Raw genomic sequence first — 21,405 nt, forward strand, 5'->3', positions numbered from 1 at the left:
GGAGGTTATGCATTTTATATTTAATCAATCATATTTTTTGAAAGTAATACACCTATAGATGTCTTACCGTCTACTATTTCATTGTTTAAAACCATTTTATATACTTCTTCAAAGTCTATTTCTTCTACTATTAGCTGCTGATCCTCGCTTTTATCCTCGCATTTTTCAAGCTTACTAGCAAGGTATATAAACATCATTTGATTTGAAAAGCCTACTGAAGGATAAAATTTATGTATTAATTTGAAGCTTTCTGCGCTATATCCAGTCTTTTGTCTAAATTCTCTCATAGCACATTCTCTTGGATTTTCATTTAGTTCTAATTTTCCAGCTGGAATTTCCAAAACTACATCTTCAATTGATTTTCTATACTGTCTGACTAAAATAATTTTATTATCCTCTGTTATAGCTATTATAGCCACAACACCATTGTGTTCAACTATTTCTCTCTTTTGATATCCCTTATTTGGGACCTCTACAGTATCAACTCTCAAACTGACAGTCTTACCTGTATATATCAAATCACTACTTACAGTATTTTCCTTATCAATCATGACAAACCTCCATTAAATAATATGCAGCACTACTTGCAGAGTCAAAGAATTCGCTATCTTCATCGTAATTTCTTCCCATACTCTTAACTTTTAGACCAAAATACTCTAAATCCTCTTTGCATTTATCATTTTCAATAAAAACTACGTTATGTCTTTGATCTAATTTATTTTCTTCTATTTGTGCTTTTATTTTATTTAACTTTTCTTCTTCATAAATTGTTATCGGTATATTTACATCTACATTTATTATTTTGTCTAGTACAGTTATGCTGTGATGAGAAATACCTTGGTGTCTCTCCCTTTTATCTGCAAAGCTGATTCTAGGAATAGCTATAGGCATCCCACCTAATTTTTTTACAGCATCTAGTATAGGACCTTGCTCTATACCTGTAAATCCGTATTTAGTTCCTGTACCTGCAATTCCAGGTCCCATACTGACAAATACGACGTCTGCCTTTGCAATTTCCTTTGCAGTTATAAGCCCTGTATATATATTTATACATTCGTAATCCCCACCAAATGCATTTCCAATTGTAATAGTAGAGTCGATTAATCCCTTTGATTTTAAATTTTTGACATTTAAGCTAAAATAAAGTGGAAGCGCTGCTCCATCAGTCATTATATAAGCTATTTTTTTATCTGGATTATTTCTTTTATATGATGCTACAAAAGGTGTAAGCATGCTATGTAAAGTTCCTACAACGACAGGTAAACCATCTAAGCTTTCAAACTCATTTATTACATCGTGGTATTTGCTCTCATGATCCTCTACACTGTCCACAACTAGCTGATATGGTGTATATCTAAGCTTCATAATATGCCCGTCAGCATCTAAATCTGACTCCGTATTATTTAAATTGCTTATTACAAAATGATACCCACCTGTACCTAAGCTCAGTTCAACAGCTGTAGTATTTAATACGATTTTATCTCCTATATTGACCTTTCCAGTCATCTTAGGGTAATTGTATGCTCTTTGAATCTGTCCATTTACATTTACCCTTATGTCCTCTAGATTATCATCTGTACTTTTTATAGATTCGACTATACCTACCTTTTTACTAATCATATTGCTACCTTCCCAAATTATCTATAAATTTTAATACTCTATTTTTTTCTATAATTTTTGTAAGTGAAAATTTTTCAGTAATTAAATGCATCAATATTAAAAATACTAACCAACAAGCTCTGACCTTTATATCGTATCCAAACGCCATAAGCACACCTATTGACATACCCAATACATTTGAACCTGTATCTCCCATCATAGCTCTAGCCTTCAAATCTGTATTGAAGTAAGCTAGTACATTAGGAAGTATAAGCAGAGGAAGAATTTGTATATAACCTGTCAAAGTAAAAAATATTGGTATTATAATGACTAAATAAGCCTTTATAGCTCTTCCTGGTCTTAAATCAAATAAATTCATTAAATTTGTAGAAAGTGCTATAACCAATGTATTTACTATTATCTCCACTATGCTACTTGAAAGACATACTGAGACAACTAATCCTACAAAGCCTCCAAATAAAGCCTTAAATCCGCCTGTTGTAAGCTCTCCTTTGAATAAACTCTTAAAATGCCCCTTAAGTCCACTTACATCTCTATTTCCTATTAAATCGTCAAGCGCTCCTGCAAAAAACATACACATTATAGAAAATACAAATAGTAAAAGACATACAAGTCCTACAGTATCCATGGCACCTATAATACCCCACATGAAATATATAACTATTATGCTGTTGATTATTAGCATAGGTAAAAATACTATTCCCATTCCTACTGGTATCATCTCTTTTTTGTAGTTAGGTCTGATAATATTTCCATTTACTAGCATACTTTTGAATAAAGGTATCATAAAATATGTTCCTAAAAATCCCAACACAAATATTATCCCTTCGAAAATATAATGTGTCATAAAACTACCTCCATTCTTTTTTCTTTTGTCTCATTACTTTTTTAATGTGATAGAATTGTTTACCTCTATGAATAAATCCTTTTAAGTCTCTTCCTGTTTCTGAATGAGTCATATTTACTAAAACTTCTTTTATTTTGAAATTGTTTTTTAGTATGTCTATAGTCATTCCTACTTCTACACCGTAGCCAAATGGTATTTCATCAAATATTTCAAGTACTTCTTTTTTGAATACCCTTTGACCTGATAAAGTTGAAGTAAGCTCTACTCCTGTCATTTCATATACAGAATTTTTAGCTAGATTTTTTACAAATCCAAGCCCCCCCTTTTTCTTAGCTGGAGGGAATTTAGCTATTGTAACATCACATTCGTTGTTAAGAACAGGAATTATTAATTTTTCTACTTCACTAGCTGAGCTTCCAAGATCTCCATCTAAAAATCCTATTATATCAGCTCTCTTCATTGCTTCCTTTAAGCCATTATTTAAAGCATATCCCTTACCTCTATTTTGACTTTGTGTTATTACGTTTATTTTATCGCTTTCTACGCTTTTAGCGACTTCTGATGTTTTATCGCTAGAACCATCGTCGACTACTATAATTTCATCTATTTCCTTTATATTTTTAATGCTCTCTAAAGTATCTTTTATTTTTAATTCTTCGTTATACGCCGGTATTATTATACTTATATAACTCATCTTACATCTCCTTAATCAAAATTATTGTGAATTTTTATTTTGAAAATGGCATTAAATCTTGAACATCTTCACCTATTCCAAAACTACCTACTTTACTTTCATCTTTTATCAACATAGTTAAAGATATTTTTCCTACTGCTTCATCAATATTGTTTATTGTTGATATTTTTGAATCTGAACATAATTTTATAAATTCTGACTTGCTATCTTCTCTTTGTACTGCAACTAAATATTTCTTTTCTGATTTTAGCTTAGATATAATATTTTTGTCTTTTACTTCAAATGATGTTTTTATATTTTCGTCTTCATTTTCTCCTACTAAAACTACAGAATCATATGAAGTGTAATTATCACTTAGAGATTTTACTTTTATTAATCCTAAATCTTGTAATTTTTCTAAGTCTTCCTTTGCAGAATCAGTATTTAAAGCATCTACTACATAATCTATACAGTCTTGAGATGTTTTTATTTCTGTATCTATTTCATCTGATAATTCTTTTAATTTATTCTCATCATTAATAGCATCATTTACGACTATATTAAATGCTAATTCACCATCTCCATCCTTTATTATTTGTTCTAAATCTTCACTATAGTCATTTTTTTCATTAGTAAGTATTATTCCAGTATTTTTATCACTTAATTCATCACTTACTAAAATACTATAATTTTTTGATATATAAGATTTTAACTGATTATAATCTTCATTTAATGAATCTATTTGATTTTGTAACTCTTCTTTTTCTTTATTTAAAGAATCAAATCTAGTTTCAAATTCTCCTAAAACCTCACTTTGTTGCTTAGTCAACTCTTGATCGTTATTTAAATTAAATCCTACTATAATACCTATACCTAAAGCTAAAAATATAGCACCTATAGTAACAATATAATACTTCATATTTATATTCATAACTTTTGCCTCCTAATTTACATGTTTAATAAAAATTTCATCTTTATTTGTAGTATTTTTATAAGCTGTTGTACTGTTGGAGATAAATAAGCAATTATTAAAACAGGGAATAGTGCTGTAACTATTAATGCCCATATATACTTCATTTTTAGCTTACTTTTATAAAGTAAGTTTACTCCTTTTGCATCTATAAGCTTAGCTCCTATTTTTAGTCTAACTAAAAATGTAGAAGCCATTCCTTTTCTTCCTTTTTCCAAGAAATCTATCATATTAGAATGTGACCCTAAGGCTACAATTAGCTCTGCACCGTATTCATACGCAGTAAGCATTGCTATATCCTCACTAGTACCAGGAGCAGGGAATACTACTGCATCTAATCCTAAATCTTGCACTCTTTTAAGTCCTGGAGCTCTACCATCTACATACGCATGGACAACTATTTCTTTAGCCTTTCTTAATGCATCGTCTGTAACACTATCCATATCTCCAACTATTACATCTGGAGTATATCCACACTCTATAAGTGCATCTGCTCCACCATCTACACCTACAAGTATAGGCTTCATTTCTTCTATATAAGATGTAATTGTAGCTAAATCCTCTTTATAATCTTGTCCTCTTACTACAACTAGTACATGTCTATTTTTGTAATCTGTAGACATTTTAGGTATTTCTGTCTCACCTAATATAAATCCCTTTTCTCTCTTAGCGTAATCGATAGTGTTGTCTATGAATCTATCTAATTCTACAGACATATTTTCATATGCAATCTTAGTTTTTGCTTTGACAACAGACCCATCCATGACTTCACCTTGACCTATCAATTTTCCATCTCTATAGATTTGTCCATTATTAACTTCAATAACTTGTCCTTCCTTTAATTCTTCAAATACATCTTCTCCTACATTATCTATAATTAGAATATTATTTTCTGTAAGTATTTTAGGTCCCTTATTAGGATATCTACCACTTATTGAAGGAGCTGCATTTATAACAAGTTTTATCTTACATTCAACTAAAGAGTTCGCCGCTACTTCATCTATATCAATATGATTTATAACAGCTATATCTCCAGCAGAAAGTCTTTTTGCAAGCTTTTTTGTTTTTCTGTCTACCTTAATTGGGGCTTCGACTCTCATTTCATTGACCTCCGTAATTTTTTAAATCTTAGAACATTATAACACTATTTTTAAATAAAATAAATATTTTGGAAGAATAGCCATTTTACACTATTTTTCCATCCCTTCTATTCTAATATAAATTTTACCATATAAATAGTGTTTAAAAATTTTTTATATATTATTTTAAGAATATTTAAGTTTTTTATGTAATCAAAAAAGCCTCCTATTGTCTAGAAGGCTTTTTAGTAATTACTTAACTATACTGTGCTCTAATCTTAATTTATCAGCTATCATAGCTATAAATTCTGAATTTGTAGGTTTTCCTTTAGTAGTATGTACTGTATATCCAAATAATTTATTTATAGTATCGACTTTACCTCTGCTCCATGCTACTTCTATCGCATGTCTTATAGCTCTTTCAACCCTACTTGGAGTAGTGTTGAATTTTTTCGCTATACTTGGATATAATTCCTTCGTAACAGCTCCCAATAATTCTACATTATCTATTACCATTTTTATAGCTTCTCTCAAATACAAATATCCTTTTATATGAGCTGGAACTCCTATTTCATGTATGATATTAGTTATTTCTGTTTCTATATTTCCAGCAGATGCTTTTGGGCTCTCATTCGTTCTCATCATTTGCAATTCAGCGACTGGTTTTGTCTTTACTTGAGGAGATACAGGTTTATTTAAAACTAACTCTCTTATTCTGTTTATAAATATTACAAAATCAAAAGGTTTTACAATATAATAGTCAGCTCCTAAATTTATGGCTGTTTGTGTTATTTTATCTTGTCCAACAGCTGATAATACTATTATCTTCGGCATTTTACTTAAGTTCATACCATTTAGTTTTTCTATAACTCCTAAACCGTCTAAATGTGGCATTATCACATCTAGAACTAATAAATCTGGTTCCTTCTCTTGTACTAGCTGTAATGCTTCGACTCCATCTTTAGCAATACCTAATATTTCTATATCCTCTTCATTAGATAAGTATTCTTTTAGTACTTGGCAAAAATCTTTATTATCATCAGCTAAAACTATTTTTATTTTATCCTTCATTATAATTCCCCCCATCAACATGGTATTTTTTGTAAAAATCTTCATATAAATACTCTTAAATTGATCTAAACTTTTTATAATTTTTAAAATCAAATATATCTTCCTATATAATATAGAAAATTTTAACTGTTACTGTTAACTCTGATATTAAGCATATTCGACATTATAAAATTATATTCCTTCATTAAAAATTAAATTTATTTTATTTTCCCCATTTTATCATTTCTCCTATAAAAATACCAAATCCTTTTTTTGGATTATTTTTCAAAACATAAGCAATGCTTCCAATTAATTTCTTATTTTGAACTATCGGAGTGCCACTCATTCCCTGAATTATCCCACCAGTGTAGTTTATCAATTCTCTATCAATTATTTCTATTTCCAAAATTTTACTTTCTTTATCGATATTTTTTATTAAAATATCGTAGTATTTTACAGTATTATTTTCAGATTGAAATAAAATCTCAGCTTTTCCCAGTTTTATCTGATTAAAACCTGCAACCTTCAATATTCTATTTTTATCTATATTAGATAAATCCTTTGATAAAACTCCTTCTATTCCGTAATCAGAATTTTTATTGAAGCTTCCTATTTTATTTTTTAAATCAAAATCTACTTTAATTTGACCTATCCTATTTTCTGCACCCTTGGATATTTTTAAATCATGTAAGCTGTAAATATCGCCTTGATTTATTTTTAATATCTTTTGAGTATCTATATCGCAAATAGGATGACCTATTGCGTAAAATAAATTTTCTTTAGGGTCGTAGCATGTCATCGTACCAACTCCTGAAACTTTATCTCTTACCCAAAATCCCAATTTATAAATTCCATTTTCTTTTTTAGTCTTTATAGATTTTGTTATAAATTGTCCCTCTCTTTCAAAAGTTATATCTACATATTCTGTCTTTAATCTATTTAAAATATCGTATACATCTTGGCTACTATTTATTTTTTTGCCATTTATATATAGTATATTGTCGCCTTTTTTTAATTTATCTACATATTCTACCTGATCTTCTCCCCCCAAAACTAAAACTCCATCTGTATTTGCCTTTATTCCTATGACATCTCCAAGTACATATACATACCTTTGACTGTCAGAAAAAGTATCTAAAGCTTCGAGCTTATTTAAATTAAACAATATAAATCCCAATACCAAGGCAAGTACAATCATATATGTCTTTCTTATAAAAATCACTCCTAACATGTTCATATTTTTTTTATATTTTGTATTTTTTCTATATTTATTCATATTTTTAAACACAAAAAAGAAGCTTGTAAAATAATCCTTACTATTATTTTACAAACTTCTTTAAATCTAATCACACTGAGCCATCTGAATTATCTCATGAGCATGCTCTATAGTCTTCTCTGTTATATTATTTCCAGCTATCAATCTAGCAATTTCATCTATTCTCTCATCTATTGTCAGTTGTTTTATATGAGTATAAGTTCTATTATTAGATGTATTTTTTTCTATGCGATAATGAGTGTCTCCATTAGCTGCAATCTGTGGTAGATGTGTTATGCAGATAACTTGTTTCTTTTTACCTATGTTAGATAATTTTTCTCCTACAATTTGCGCTGCTATACCACTTATTCCTGTGTCTATTTCATCAAATACTAGTGTATCTATTTCGTCCATATCAGCTAAAATAGTCTTAAATGCAAGCATAAATCTAGACATTTCTCCACCTGATGCGACCTTATAAATAGGCTTTATATCTTCTCCTAGATTGAATGAAGCCATAAACTCTACGTCGTCACAGCCATTTTGATTAAATGGAATTTCTCTGAAATTAACTTCAAATACTACGTTTTTCATATTCAGGCTTCGAAGCTCTTCTAGTAGTATATCCTGTAAATCTATAGCTACCTTCTTTCTTTCTCTGCTTATTTCTCTAGCCTTGTCGTAAAGTACAGCTTCTAATTTTTCAAGCTCTTCTTTTAAAGCAGCTACCTTTTCATCCCTATTTAAAATTTCATCTAATCTATTTTGTATTTTTTCTCTATATTCAAATATTTCGCTTATAGAATTTCCATACTTTCTTCTCAAATTGTTTATTTGGTCTATTCGCTGCTCTATTTCTTCCATTTCATAAGGGTTAAAGCTTATGTTTTCTTTGTAATTTCTGATATCTCTAGATATATCCTGAAGCTCGTACATTATTCTCTCTATATTTTCACTGTACTCGCCGATATTTTTGTCAAAAGAAGCAATATCAGCTAACTCTCTAGAAGCAACGCCGATTAAATCTACTGCGTTTATTTCACCTTCATATAATCTCTCATATGATAGGCTTAAATTGTTGTAAATCTTTTCACTGTTTCTGCATAGATCTCTTTGAGTCTTCAAATCCTCGTATTCTTCTTCGTTTAAATTTGCTGAATCTATTTCATTTATTTGGAATTTGATTAAATCAATTTCCCTTTGGATTTCCATATCGTCTTTATTTTCATTTAAATCATTTAATTCTTTTTTTACTTTATTAAATTGATTATATAACTCTTTATAGCTAATTTTTAATTTTTGTATATCTTTTTCTCCAAATAAATCTAAAAATCTAATATGTGTATCTTTATTTAGTAAAAGCTGATTTTGATGCTGGCTATGTAAATCTACTATTGTACAGGCAATCTCTTTAAGTACTGAAACCTTTACAGTTCTGCCGTTTATTCTAGCCACGCTTTTACCGTCTGAGTAAATAACTCTTGTTATTATAACTTGGTCATCTTCGTAATCGATGCCGTATTTGTCTAAAACTTCTCTAAGGTTTGAGCTTTTTGATGAAACTAATATTTCTGCTACTCCCTTATTTGTACCTTTTCTTAAAAAAGATCTATCGTATTTTTCTCCTAAACATAAACCTAATGCTTCAATTATTATAGACTTACCTGCTCCGGTTTCCCCTGTAAGTATATTTAAACCGTTATTTATATTAAGCCTACACTCCTCAATCAAAGCGCAATTTTTCATATACATTTCAAGGATCATATTAAACCCCCTCTTTCTCGACTAAATTTATTTTTGATTAATGATTCAGCTTATGCGAATCTTCCACAACCTTAATTATTTGCTTTTTATAGTCTTCTTCATTAAATGTATAACCCTCATTGCTATTTTTTAAGTGAATAAGATATTCTATATTTCCTTCTGGTCCCTTAATAGGTGAATAATCTAAATTTAAAATTGAAAATCCATTTTCTACAGCAAATTTTGAAACCATTTCTATTACTTCAATATGAGTTGATTTTTCTCTAACGACTCCTTTTTTACCAACCTTTTCTTTGCCTGCTTCAAATTGTGGCTTTATAAGTGCTACAATCTCTCCACCAGGTATAATTAAATTATGGGCAACTGGTAAAACTAATCTTAGAGATATAAATGATACATCTATAGATGCAAAATCGGCAAATTCTTTAGTATCTTCTATTGTTACATATCTTATATTAGTTCTCTCCATGCAGACAACCCTCTCGTCTTGTCTCAATTTCCAAGCTAACTGTCCGTAACCAACATCTATTGAAAATACTTTTTTTGCTCCATTTTGTAGCATACAGTCTGTAAATCCTCCTGTAGATGCACCGATATCCATGCATACCTTATCTTTTAAGCTTAAATCGAAGTTTTTCATAGCTTTTTCTAATTTCAATCCGCCTCTGCTTACATAAGGTATAGGATTACCCTTTACTTCTATTTTAGCATCTATTTTTACTTCTGTACCAGCTTTATCACATTTTTGGTTGTTTACAAATACAAGACCTGCCATTATAGATCTTTTTGCCTTTTCTCTACTTTCAAAAAATCCTTGTTCTACTAATAAAACATCTATTCTTTTTTTCATAAAACTACCTTTCAATTATTTATTATATTTTTATTCTTTCATTTTTTTAACATTTTAATCAGATTTATCACTAAAAAAAGAATATACTCTCTTAAATAAAGTATATTCTTTCTCTATTTTAAACACTTGAATTATATCATATTCTCGTAACTTTTTCAATTTAAGAAATTATTCAAAATTTATATATTGGAACCAATTATTCCAATTAATATTCCCAATGCTGCTCCAACTAGCACCTCTTTTGGAGTATGTCCAACTAATTCCTTCAACCTCTCATGTTGATCAAATTTTCCATGAAAAAAATCATCTACTATTTGGTTTAAAATTTCAGCTTGCTTGCCTACAGCCCTTCTAACTCCAGATGCATCGTACATTACAATTATGGCAAAAACAGCAGTCATTGCAAATTCCGTAGATGCAAATCCCTTATCAAATCCTACAAGCACTGCAAGAGCTGTAACAAATGAACTGTGAGAGCTAGGCATCCCACCTGAAATTGAAATTCTTCTAAAATCTATTTTACTTTCTTTGCCAGTAAATATTTTTATAAACTGTGCTAAAAAACAAGAGAATATACTAATCAGTAAAATTCTATTTTGAAAAATATCCACTATTGTTCCTCCTAAATATCCTATAAATTAATGATCTCTAGAAATTATATAATCAGCTAAATCCTTCAAAAATTCAGAATCTCCTGATAGCTTTGATATACTTTCTTTAGCTTCTTCTATTAAATTTTTAGCAACTTTTCTAGATTCATCAAGGCCTATTAAAGCGGGATATGTAGACTTATGATTTTCTATATCGCTACCTATAGGTTTGCCCAATACCTTTTCATCTCCAACTATATCTAAGATATCATCTACTATTTGAAAAGCTAATCCTATATTTTTGGCGTATTTAGTTATATTTTCTAGCTCCTCTTCTGTAGCACCACCTACAGTAGCACCTGCTCTCATACAACCGACAATCATAGCTGCAGTCTTGTTCATATGTATAAAATCTAGTTTTTCCTTTTCGATAGATTTATTTTCACTCTCAACATCTACAACCTGTCCACCTATCATTCCGTAAATACCTGCACCTCTTGCAATTTCATAAATCGCCTTTAATTTTAAGTTTGGATTTTCTGTATCTATAGATTCCTTTAGCATTATTTCAAATGCGTAATTTAAAAGCGCGTCTCCTGCTAAAGTAGCCATAGCATCTCCAAATACTTTATGATTAGTAGGCTTTCCCCTTCTTAAATCATCGTTATCTAAAGCAGGTAGATCGTCGTGTATTAGAGAATACGTATGTATCATCTCTATAGCAACTGAAAATGGTATTGCGTTTTCTTCATCTCCCCCCACAATTTTTGTAGCTTCTAGTGTAAGTATAGGTCTAAGTCTCTTTCCACCGGCACTTAAGCTATAATTCATAGCCTTAAAAATAGTTTCTTGGTAGCCCTCCTCCTTTGGCATATATTTATTTAATAATTCTTCAACATATGCTGATTTTGTTTTTAATTCTTCTTTAAATGCCATAGTTATTCCTCCTCCAAGTCGAAATCTTCTAGTTCTTGAGCTTCGTTAAATTTACTTATTTTAAGCTTTGCTCCTTCAAGTAATTTATTACATCTTGCATATAATTTTATTCCTTCTTCATAAAGCTTTAACGATTCATCTAATGATGTCGTATTTGTTTCAAGTTTATTTAAAATTTCTTCTAATTTTGAATAAGCTTGCTCGTATGTAAGTTCCATTTTTATACCTCTTTTTTATTTATTTTATCGACAGTACAATCTAAGCTCCCATCAGATAAAATCACTTCTATTTGGTCGCCCTTTGATACATTTGATATACTATTTACCACTATATCTTCTTTATTTATTATACTATATCCTCTGTCTAATGTTTTAAGTGGACTTAAATTATGAAGTAATGAACCTAAATTTTTTAAATTCATCTCCTCTTTGTTTATTTTATTTTCCATATTTAAGTTTATTCTCTCAGTTATTTTATCCAGCTCATATATTTTGTTGTTAATAATATAATCATTTAATATAGTTTTAATTCTCGTAAATGTATATTTTAATTTTTGCTCATCGTATTCAACTACATTGTTTAATGATTTATTCATTCTGCCTCTTATGTTATCGAGCTTAAAATACAACTCCTCGATATCTGGTGTAGCTATTTCAGCTGCAGCAGATGGTGTAGGAGCTCTCATATCCGCTACAAAATCACATATTGTAAAATCTGTCTCATGGCCTACAGCAGATATAATAGGTATTTTTGATTCGAAAACACATCTAGCTACTTCCTCTTCATTAAAAGACCACAAATCCTCTATAGAACCCCCACCTCGTCCTACAATTATAGTGTCGACTGGATGTTTTTTGTTAAAGAAATTTATTCCTTGACATATTTGTTCCTTTGAATCCTGTCCTTGCACTTTGACAGGATATAATTTTATATGCACCTTTGGATATCTTCTTTTAGTTACATTTATTATATCTCGGATGACAGCACCAGTTGGCGATGTTACTACTCCAATTGATGTAGGTATCTTAGGTATTGGCTTTTTGTATTTGTAATCAAATAAGCCTTCTTTTTGTAATTTTTCCTTTAGTTTGTTGAATTCGATATATAGGTTTCCTATTCCCGATACTTCTATATTTTTTATATAAAACTGATACGAGCCATCTCTTTCATATACAGAAATATATCCACTCGCTATTACCTTTGTTCCATTCTCTAAATTCAAGCTTCTATTGTAATCACTTTTAAATACGACACAGTTTATTTTTGAATTTTGATCCTTTAATGATAAATAAACATTTCCACTGCTGTGTAATTTAAAATTAGAAATCTCTCCTTTAATTCTCAAATTGTAGAGTATTGGATCATTTATCAAAATTCGCTTTATGTATGAATTTGCTTCACTTACATCTAAAGCTCTTATCTTCATATCTACTCTCCTAAGTTTAGATTTTTAACTCCTATCAAGGCACACCCCACTGCATTGTCTGTAGCCAAATCTCCCTCTGTAAAATAAGCTTTTATTTTGTATTTTCTCAATTTTTGAGTTAAGCTTTTAGAAATATATTTACTTGCGGATACACCTCCTGCAAATACAACCTCGTAAGTATCGTATTTTTCACATAGATAAGCCAGAGATTTAATCATACATCTGACAATAGTATCCATAAGTAACCTCGATAGATAATTTTTATCTACAGACTCCTCATTATCTATTATTCTATTTAATTGATTTTCTATTCCAGACAAATTCATATATCCTTCTTTTACACTTGTTTTTAAGCCTTCTTTTATTTTCCCTGTAAAATCAAGGGCGTTTTTATCTATGTATTTGCCACAAGGAAAATCATACGATAACTTAACTCCTAATCTGTCTATGAGCTGCCCAAAGCTCACGTCCTTTGTACCGCCTATGATTTCTAAATCATATCCGAATTGATTTTTACTCGCTAATACTACTTCTAGAGTTCCACCCGACATATGAACTGCAATAAATTTGTTTTCATTTGATAAACTCTTGCCTAATAAGCTCGCCTCAATATGATTTTCTTGATGTGTTGTCTCAAAAATAGGGCAATTATGTGTAGCTCTCAATAATCTAGCTGTATTTAATCCGACAGTAAAAACAGGCATATAAGATCCCTCTACAGGTCTTGGAGCTTTAGAAGCACATATACCAACTACATTATAATCATTTAATTTATCATTTATAGATTCGCTTATTTTTCCTATATTTGATATATGCTGAAAAACCATTTCACTTTGTCTAAGTCCTTTTGCATTTTTGTCAACCTTAAGCATGACTTTTTCATTTAAAATTATCTCTTTATTTAAAGATATAGCTGCTATAGAGGTTGTATAGCAGCTAGTATCTATTCCTATTACAATATTATCTTTTTTTGATTTCATTTACAACACTTCCTAAAATTCCGTTTATAAATTTAGGTGTTTTTTCTTCACAATACATCTTTGCAAGGTCTATAGCTTCATTTATAGAAACCTTATCTGGTATATTTAAATCAGATAACATTTCTGCTATTGCTATTTGTAGTATTGATAAATCTATTTTTGAAAATCTATTTATAGACCAGTTTTTAGCGTTGTTTTCTATTAATTCATTTATATCGTCGATTTTATCTCTCAATACTTCACACATTGTATCTAGATAAACTCTATCCACACAATCATTTACTGAAATTCCTTCAAATTCTATTTCTTTATCTGAATAATTTAAAACTAATTCTTCATATCTATTGACTATGTATTCCTCGTTATTTTCTAGGAATATATCGATTTCGTTATTTAAATCAGTTATATCTCCATTTGATATATAAGTTTGGTACATTAATTTCATTAAATATTCTCTGCTCGTTTCTCTTTTTTCTCTTCTATTTTTCATGTTCATCCTCCTTCAGTCTTATTATACACTATAATGCATTAAAAAAACCCCCTGATTTTCAGAGGGTTTTAATTTTATTTCTTACTCTGCTATTGTTATTTCTTCGTCTTCACTTTCACCGTTTTGTTCTGCTTCTTTAGCAGCTTTTTTAGCTTCTTTAGCTAATCTAGCTTCTTCCTTTTTAGCAGCCTTAGCTAATCTAGCTTCTTCTTTCTTTTGAGCTTTTGCTTCTTCTTTTTCTGCTTTTTCTTTATAGAAAGTAACTCCTTGAACATGTACGTTTACAGTTGATACTTCTAAACCAGTCATTGTTTCTACTGTATTTTTAACATTTTCTTGTATTTTGAAAGCTGTATCTGGTATAGATTCTCCAAATTCTATGTTAACATATATGTCTAGAACTATTTGTTCGTCTTCTATTTGAATTTTTACACCGTTATTTTTAAGTAGTTTATCAGTTATTGTAGTTATTGTTTCTACATTTTCAACCTCTAAAGCTGCCAATCCAGCAATTGTTACTATGACTTCATTTGATATTTTAACTTGTCCTAAATTGTTATTTTCCATGACACACTACCCCCTATTTTTAGGCTATTATTTATTATATAATATCAAATACTTATATAATTTGCAAGAAATAAGACTTAATTTTATTATAAACCTAATTGTGCCGATTTATTCTAAAATTTAATATTTATCTATTATTTGTAAGCTTAATATTTTCTCTATCTATATTTTCTTGTGATCCTATTAATTCAAATATTTTATTTGCATCATTTTGTGTTATTTCCTCCATATTTACTACTACGTTTACTTTTCCTTCATTTATGTAGACAATTGCATCTTTATAACCTTTAGCTAAGAGTAAATTTTCAAGCTGCAATTCTTTATCTGAATTTTTTACCATTTGTACCTTCATATTTGACGCTTCTACTTTTGCCTCATCTGTTGTAGATGGATTATTTATTATTTCGTTTAATCTCTCTGTAAGTTCATTTCTTTGTTTTTCTCTAGTCATCTTCATGTCTACTATATATGTGGAGCTATCTATATTTTCCTTTGAGCTCAAAGTATTTTCTATCTCCTTGCTAGTTTCTTTAGCTATATTTTCCACTTCGCTGTTTTCATTGCTGGCCTCAGCTGTATCTTTATCGTCTTTATCTCCAACTGTGATCTTCCCCTCGATGCTATCTACAACTGTATCATCTTCAGATGAATTCTTATCTATCTGAGCCTGTTCATATGCTTTAAATTCATCTGAAACGCTTAAAGCAGAATCTTTGCTGAGCTGATAATTGACTACCCCAACTGCAACTAGCATCATACTCAGCGAAACTACTACAAATCCCCTGTTTTTATAATTAAATTTCATGAAATCCCTCCATTTTATATATTAATTTATCTATTTAGCATATACTTGAACCTGATGTCCTGATATTTGAAGTGCTGTTTGGACAGCTTCGTACAATGTCTCCTTGACCTGTGGATTACTTGCGCCACTTGCTACTACTATCACTCCTTTTATTTTAGCCTCCTTTGTTTTTATTACTATAGGCTTTGAGGAATCAGATGTCACCATAGTCTTATTTTCACTCGATGTCTCAACTGTTCTCTCACCGCCTGAAGAATCAGTTTCTGATGTAGTTTCCTTTGTAGAGTTTGAATTGTAGGCAGGCTCTATCTCCTCGCTGTTGTCGTAGGTTATCATTACAGATACATCTCCAGAGCCATTTATTTCTTTTAAAATATCGGTAAGCCTTGATTCTAAATCCTCTCTTTCACTTTCAGTCTCTTTTGTTTCCAATTGCTCATTATCTTGAACCTCGGTATTTACACTTTGTTGGTTTGTATTATTTCTATTTTGAAGAAAATTAATCAAAACTAAGCTAATCAAACACACTAAACCTAGTGATAACAAAGTTATCAATTTTTTCTTTTCTTTTTCATTTAAATCTAGTTTTTTAAACATCAGTTTCTCTCCTATCAATCAATTTCAATTTTATCAATCGATACTTCTAAGATTTTTATCAAATCGTCTTTTAACCTTCCCTTATCTAAATCCCTTTCTGTTTTATTCTCAAAAACTTCCTTTCCATCATTTTGATTTGAACCTTTATCTTGATCTGTTTTTTCTTTTAGCTTCAAGCTCTCTATATCTGTTCCATTCAAATCTATATCTTCAAGCTCATATCCGTATTCATCTAGCTTCAACTGGATTACGCTCTTTAAATTGTTCTCGTACTCTTTGTTTAAATCTAGGCTTTGGCTTCCCTGTAAAATTTCTGCATTGCTTTCGATATATTTTTGATTGTAATCTGTCATAGATTTTAAAATTTTATCCTCTAGCGAGTTTTCTTCTGAAAAAAAAGCTGCTATTGGAGATATTACAATAAATACAAATATAAAATTGGATACTAAATTTATATATGGCTTTAATTTACTCTTCGGAAGTATCATATCTACTATGTTCACGATAAAAGCCCCTATCAAAACGCAAATTATCCAGCTCTTAATAGCTTCCACCTCCCAATGCAAAAATTTAAATATCTATGAAACAATGCTAATCGAAGTCAAAACTCCGACTGTCACGAAAAACATTACAAGTATCGCTAAAACAGATACTAAGAGCACTGTCATAAGCTTAGAAGCTTCATCCATAAACGACGATATATTCTCCTCTCCTATCGGCTCTACTAATGCAGCGCCTATTTTATATACTAAAATTATCGTAAATATTTTTACCATAGGAATTAAGCAAACACCTATTAACAGTACAAGTCCTACAACCCCGAATACATTTTTTATCAAAATAGATGAAGATAGCAGTATATCGACTGAATCCGAGATAAAATTTCCTATAACAGGTATAAAGCTTCCAACGGCAAACTTGGCGCTTTTAACTGTAAATTTATCAAAGGATGTTACATATAATCCCTGTATCGATATAAGTCCCAAATATATAGTAAATAACAGCCCAACAATAACTACATTTGCCTTTTTGAGTAAATCTGCAAATTTTTTTAATTTTATATTTTCGGATAAATTGTCTACTACTAAAACGCAAAACCCTAGAGTTATCAATGTAAAAATTATCTTTTTAAAAATTACGTTTATTATAGATATTCCACCTATAAATACTGGAGACATCGTGCTAGATGTCACAACTAGACCTCCTATAGCTATAAGCGACAACAATATAGGTGCTAATACATTTACAATTCCTATTACACTGTCGACTGTCTTATATGAAATTTCTAAAACCTCCTTAAAATTTATTAAAACCAGAGTTACCATAGTTATAAATATTATGTAATTTACTACCTTCGTGACACTCCCTGATGAAAAAGAATTTTCAAGGCTTTTTAAAATCGAGGATAATAACGCTAGAACTATTATCATTATAATTACCTTTAGACTTGTACTTAATTGTGCTAGAATTGAGCTTTTTAGATTTTCTATGTTTATTAAATCGGAAATTTTCGCATCTCCGTTTATTAGATCCTTTACAAATACCTTTAAATCTAAATCCTTAAAAATATCATTTCCTTTTATATACTGTTCAAGCTGATTTATATTTATTTTATTTAATTGACTGTCTATATAATTTTCTGCCGTTTCTTCGGATACCTCGTACTCTTCTGAGTTCAAATCCTCCTGATTTTGATTTGCAAAGCATATGCCAGTTATGCAGATTACAAAAAATAAAGCTAATAAAATTGTTTTTAATTTATTTTTCATAATTTTTCTCCTAAGGTATAATTCCAATTATTACATCTATTATTGATAAAAGTATTGGAAAAGACATACTCATAATTATTATCTTTCCACCAAACTCCAACTTAGAGGCTATATTATTTTCACCGCAATCCTTGCAAAGAGACACTGCAAACTCCATTATATAAGCTATTCCTATTAATTTTATAATTAGAGATATATACATAGAGGGAATATTCGCCCTCTCTGCCAAACTATTTATCTCCTCTACTATAAAATTCAACTTCAAAACAACCGATAAAAGTATTACAACTCCTGCAGTTATAGCTATAAAATTTGCAAATTCTGGTCTATCCTTTTTTAAAACTAAACAGAGTACAGTCGATATTATGGCAATTCCAATTATTTGCATTATCTCCAAAATACCACCTCCATTTTATTTATCCATCAATACAATCTAAACATTGTTCTAACTGTATTGAATAATTCACTTATCTCTCCTATTACAAGGCCTAAAACTATTATCACACCTGCCAATGTAGTAAGCGTCGCCCAGTCGCTCCTGTCTACCTTGCCCAAAATCATATTTAAAACCGATATCAAAATGCCAACACCTGCCACCTTAAATATCAAAGCTATATCCATATAATCATCTCCTAAATCAAAATTATCCCTATACATATCCCACTGAATACTATCAATTTCTTATAGAGATTTCCCTTATTTTTTATATCATCCTTGCTCTCTACTGTTAATTTTTTTAGATTTTCAACTGTCAAATCTATCAGTCTTTCTTGAGACTCTAATTCACTTTTTCCAAGGGATAAAATAAGCTTTCTTAATTCCTCAATTTCATTTTTCCTTAAATATGTATTCCTGTATAAAATATCTATATTCTCCTCTAAAATATCTTCTATCCTCTTTCCATCCTCTTTTAAAAGCGAATCTGCAAATGATGAAAAAAATTCTTTAAAGTCGTATTCATCCTTCAAGGATATATTTCTAAAAATTTCCTCTAAGGTGTACATTCCAAACGATAAATCCATTCTGATTATCTCCAAGATCCTAATTAAATCGTTTAGCTGTCTATTTCTTTTGATATACCTTTTAGAAATTTCCTCTCCAAGTAGATAGCTACAGCCTATTAACATTCCTACTAAAAATATTTTAATCTGCAAAATACCATCTCTTTTCTTGTAAATCGTAAATTTTTTCTACTGTACCTGGACCTCTTTTAGAGGATAGTATGACGACCTTTTTAAATAGATCTCCGTCTAGTAGTTTTTTTAACTCTCTTCTGTTTCTTACATCCTCAATTGAATCTCCATGTACTGTGGTTATTAAGCTTACACCACCATTTAAAGCTGTGTACAACGCCTTTATTTCCTTTTCATCGCCTATTTCATCTGTAACTATTACATCAGGTGACATCGACCTCAAAACCATCATTATTCCTAAATCCTTTGGACAAGTTTCTAAAATATCTGTTCTAATACCTACATCTAGCTGAGGCGCACCTAGATACGATCCCCCTATTTCATTTCTCTCGTCTATCAAAGCTACTTTTACACCATTAAACCCATAGCTCTTATTCCCTGTGCTGATATTTCTGACTATGTCTCTTAAGAGAGTCGTCTTTCCGCATTGTGGTGGCGAAATAATTATTGTGTTGTTTATCTGATTTTTATTTTTTATTACATGTGGCAGTACTTTTTTCGAGCATCCCTTAATTTCTCTAGATACCCTTATATTGAGTGAAGAAATATGCTTAATATTTTTTACTTGTCCATTTTCTATTATCACCTTGCCCACGATGCCGATTCTATGACCTCCTCTAAGTGTTATAAATCCTTTTTTTATGTCATCCATAAACGAATGTACAGAATACCTACATATTAGCTGAAACGTCTCTTCTATATCCTCCTTTGTGACTATATACGGGTTCTTAATATTTAAATCAAGACAATTATTTATATTATCGTAGAAATAATCCTTACTATCTCCATTTATTATCATCGGTTTGTTTATTCTAAGTCTTATCTCTTCAATATTTACAGAGCTGTCTTTTATATTGTTTATCTTTTTTCTAAGATTAATCGAAAGTGAATTTATAATTTCATCAGAAAGCTTCATGATTGCATCCTCCTTACTTGTTTATAAATATATATTTATTTAATCAAAAAATTATTACTCTTATATTCCTATAAATTTGCATAAAAAAATCTCTCCTGTAATTAAGAGAGATTTTCGAATAAATCGTGTATTCTTTTTTGATTTAAATTTTGTCCTATTACGACTATACCTGTTTTTGATGCATCTGTAAGCTTTTGTATTTGCATTTCTCCATCTACATAATCGAACTTTAGATATTTACCTTCAGTATCATTTACTATGCCCTTTGACCTTATTATTAATCCGTATTTTGAAAAATTTATAAATTCGTCTAGTAAACTATTTAAATGCTCTTTTAAATAAATTCTATCTACATTAAATGTATAGCTAGATAAATCTAAATTATTTTCGCCTACTGTCTGGCTATTATTATCATGTTTTGGATTTTCATAAATAATATCATTTATGTTTAATTGATCTAAGCTTTTATCTACTATCAAAGCTTTTGAATTTAATAATTTTAAATCATTTATCAATTTATCTAGACCATTTTTTCTTATTTTCTCGAGTCTTTCAACTCTAGTCAAATAAATTATATCGGCATTTACTATTTGATCTTTATAGTGTTCTCCAAATGCTTTTATATACATATCGAAGGTAAATGCATTTACTATAGTTATTATCTTGTCTAATTCAATACCTTCAAAGTCTTCTAGTATCTTTGCTATATCACTGACCTTTGCTACACCTGATGGCTCTATAAATAAAGTATCGGGATTGAATTTTTTCAATATATACTCTAAACCAGCTTTAAAATCAATTAAAAGGCTACAGCATATACATCCAGCGTTAATTTCATATATATTTATCTCTTCGCTATTTAAAGTGTCTGAATCTATAGAGACCTCGCCGAATTCATTTTCTAGGATTACAACCTTGCCTAGGTTTTTAGCTTGATCTAAGTATTTTTTTATAAATGTAGTCTTTCCAGAGCCTAAGAAGCCAGATATAATATTTACTCTAGTATTTTTAGTCATTTTTTAATTTCT

The 21,405-nt window shown here is 29.9% G+C and carries 26 protein-coding genes; all 26 read right to left on the bottom strand.

Translation table 11 applies throughout. The features are described from left to right. Positions 1-20: 20 nt before the first annotated feature. The 26 genes from SPD90_RS09015 to SPD90_RS09140 all read right to left on the bottom strand — a co-directional run bounded on the left by SPD90_RS09015 (position 21) and on the right by SPD90_RS09140 (position 21,393). The gene (locus SPD90_RS09015; RefSeq protein WP_320625749.1) at positions 21-551 is read right to left on the bottom strand and encodes an NUDIX hydrolase; all 531 of its coding nucleotides are present in this window, start codon (positions 549-551) and stop codon (positions 21-23) included. Further along, a complete protein-coding gene (locus SPD90_RS09020; protein ID WP_320625750.1) occupies positions 544-1,620 on the bottom strand; it encodes a DUF3866 family protein in 1,077 nt (358 codons plus the stop codon). Before SPD90_RS09020 ends, SPD90_RS09015 begins: the two co-directional genes overlap by 8 nt. 4 nt (positions 1,621-1,624) lie before the next feature. Continuing rightward, positions 1,625-2,467, bottom strand: a complete 843-nt coding sequence (locus SPD90_RS09025; RefSeq protein ID WP_320925011.1) for a glycosyl transferase — start codon at positions 2,465-2,467, stop codon at positions 1,625-1,627. Positions 2,468-2,471: 4 nt separating this feature from the next. Beyond that, entirely contained in the window at positions 2,472-3,161 is a 690-nt protein-coding gene (locus tag SPD90_RS09030) for a glycosyltransferase family 2 protein (RefSeq protein WP_320625858.1), read from the bottom strand. A gap of 34 nt (positions 3,162-3,195) precedes the next feature. After that, positions 3,196-4,071, bottom strand: coding sequence for a copper transporter (locus tag SPD90_RS09035; protein ID WP_320625857.1), 876 nt, complete (start codon positions 4,069-4,071; stop codon positions 3,196-3,198). 17 nt (positions 4,072-4,088) lie between these two features. After that, positions 4,089-5,210, bottom strand: a complete 1,122-nt coding sequence (gene steA / locus SPD90_RS09040) for a putative cytokinetic ring protein SteA (protein ID WP_320625856.1) — start codon at positions 5,208-5,210, stop codon at positions 4,089-4,091. Positions 5,211-5,441: 231 nt separating this feature from the next. Continuing rightward, positions 5,442-6,260 carry a sporulation transcription factor Spo0A gene (spo0A, locus tag SPD90_RS09045; RefSeq protein WP_320625855.1) on the bottom strand — a complete coding sequence of 273 codons (819 nt, stop codon included), beginning with the start codon at positions 6,258-6,260 and terminating at the stop codon, positions 5,442-5,444. A 202-nt stretch (positions 6,261-6,462) separates the two neighbouring features. Next, the gene (locus tag SPD90_RS09050) at positions 6,463-7,515 is read right to left on the bottom strand and encodes a SpoIVB peptidase S55 domain-containing protein (RefSeq protein ID WP_320925012.1); all 1,053 of its coding nucleotides are present in this window, start codon (positions 7,513-7,515) and stop codon (positions 6,463-6,465) included. Positions 7,516-7,581: 66 nt separating this feature from the next. Then, positions 7,582-9,258 carry a DNA repair protein RecN gene (gene recN, locus SPD90_RS09055; protein ID WP_320625853.1) on the bottom strand — a complete coding sequence of 559 codons (1,677 nt, stop codon included), beginning with the start codon at positions 9,256-9,258 and terminating at the stop codon, positions 7,582-7,584. Positions 9,259-9,295: 37 nt separating this feature from the next. Beyond that, the gene (locus SPD90_RS09060) at positions 9,296-10,108 is read right to left on the bottom strand and encodes a TlyA family RNA methyltransferase (protein WP_320625852.1); all 813 of its coding nucleotides are present in this window, start codon (positions 10,106-10,108) and stop codon (positions 9,296-9,298) included. Positions 10,109-10,287: 179 nt separating this feature from the next. Continuing rightward, on the bottom strand, positions 10,288-10,722 hold the full coding sequence (locus SPD90_RS09065) for a divergent PAP2 family protein (RefSeq protein ID WP_320925022.1): 435 nt from the start codon (positions 10,720-10,722) through the stop codon (positions 10,288-10,290). 24 nt (positions 10,723-10,746) lie between these two features. Beyond that, entirely contained in the window at positions 10,747-11,634 is an 888-nt protein-coding gene (locus SPD90_RS09070) for a polyprenyl synthetase family protein (protein ID WP_320625851.1), read from the bottom strand. A 2-nt stretch (positions 11,635-11,636) separates the two neighbouring features. Further along, positions 11,637-11,852, bottom strand: a complete 216-nt coding sequence (gene xseB, locus SPD90_RS09075; RefSeq protein WP_320625850.1) for an exodeoxyribonuclease VII small subunit — start codon at positions 11,850-11,852, stop codon at positions 11,637-11,639. Positions 11,853-11,854: 2 nt separating this feature from the next. Beyond that, the gene (gene xseA, locus SPD90_RS09080; protein ID WP_320925013.1) at positions 11,855-13,060 is read right to left on the bottom strand and encodes an exodeoxyribonuclease VII large subunit; all 1,206 of its coding nucleotides are present in this window, start codon (positions 13,058-13,060) and stop codon (positions 11,855-11,857) included. A 2-nt stretch (positions 13,061-13,062) separates the two neighbouring features. After that, a complete protein-coding gene (locus tag SPD90_RS09085; RefSeq protein WP_320925014.1) occupies positions 13,063-14,040 on the bottom strand; it encodes a Kae1-like domain-containing protein in 978 nt (325 codons plus the stop codon). After that, positions 14,021-14,530: a transcription antitermination factor NusB gene (gene nusB / locus SPD90_RS09090; RefSeq protein WP_320625809.1), complete on the bottom strand. Its 510-nt coding sequence runs from the start codon at positions 14,528-14,530 to the stop codon at positions 14,021-14,023. Before nusB ends, SPD90_RS09085 begins: the two co-directional genes overlap by 20 nt. 81 nt (positions 14,531-14,611) lie before the next feature. Then, positions 14,612-15,097 (bottom strand): Asp23/Gls24 family envelope stress response protein, encoded by a 486-nt coding sequence (locus tag SPD90_RS09095; RefSeq protein WP_320625810.1) that lies wholly within the window; start codon positions 15,095-15,097, stop codon positions 14,612-14,614. 127 nt (positions 15,098-15,224) lie between these two features. Further along, positions 15,225-15,902 carry a SpoIIIAH-like family protein gene (locus SPD90_RS09100; protein WP_320625811.1) on the bottom strand — a complete coding sequence of 226 codons (678 nt, stop codon included), beginning with the start codon at positions 15,900-15,902 and terminating at the stop codon, positions 15,225-15,227. A gap of 30 nt (positions 15,903-15,932) precedes the next feature. Beyond that, positions 15,933-16,499, bottom strand: a complete 567-nt coding sequence (locus SPD90_RS09105) for a stage III sporulation protein AG (RefSeq protein WP_320625812.1) — start codon at positions 16,497-16,499, stop codon at positions 15,933-15,935. Positions 16,500-16,513: 14 nt separating this feature from the next. Beyond that, positions 16,514-17,002, bottom strand: coding sequence for a stage III sporulation protein AF (locus tag SPD90_RS09110; protein ID WP_320625813.1), 489 nt, complete (start codon positions 17,000-17,002; stop codon positions 16,514-16,516). Between the two features lie 75 nt (positions 17,003-17,077). After that, on the bottom strand, positions 17,078-18,268 hold the full coding sequence (gene spoIIIAE / locus SPD90_RS09115; RefSeq protein ID WP_320925015.1) for a stage III sporulation protein AE: 1,191 nt from the start codon (positions 18,266-18,268) through the stop codon (positions 17,078-17,080). A gap of 10 nt (positions 18,269-18,278) precedes the next feature. Continuing rightward, positions 18,279-18,656, bottom strand: a complete 378-nt coding sequence (gene spoIIIAD / locus SPD90_RS09120) for a stage III sporulation protein AD (protein WP_320623783.1) — start codon at positions 18,654-18,656, stop codon at positions 18,279-18,281. Positions 18,657-18,691: 35 nt separating this feature from the next. Beyond that, positions 18,692-18,889, bottom strand: a complete 198-nt coding sequence (spoIIIAC, locus tag SPD90_RS09125) for a stage III sporulation protein AC (RefSeq protein ID WP_320623778.1) — start codon at positions 18,887-18,889, stop codon at positions 18,692-18,694. An 11-nt stretch (positions 18,890-18,900) separates the two neighbouring features. Further along, positions 18,901-19,422, bottom strand: a complete 522-nt coding sequence (locus SPD90_RS09130; RefSeq protein WP_320623779.1) for a stage III sporulation protein AB — start codon at positions 19,420-19,422, stop codon at positions 18,901-18,903. After that, positions 19,412-20,377: a stage III sporulation protein AA gene (spoIIIAA, locus tag SPD90_RS09135; RefSeq protein WP_320623780.1), complete on the bottom strand. Its 966-nt coding sequence runs from the start codon at positions 20,375-20,377 to the stop codon at positions 19,412-19,414. Before spoIIIAA ends, SPD90_RS09130 begins: the two co-directional genes overlap by 11 nt. A gap of 101 nt (positions 20,378-20,478) precedes the next feature. Beyond that, positions 20,479-21,393, bottom strand: coding sequence for a CobW family GTP-binding protein (locus SPD90_RS09140; protein WP_320623781.1), 915 nt, complete (start codon positions 21,391-21,393; stop codon positions 20,479-20,481). Positions 21,394-21,405 lie beyond the last annotated feature (12 nt).

Source organism: Intestinibacter sp., from assembly GCF_034113885.1.
Classification (GTDB): domain Bacteria; phylum Bacillota; class Clostridia; order Peptostreptococcales; family Peptostreptococcaceae; genus Intestinibacter.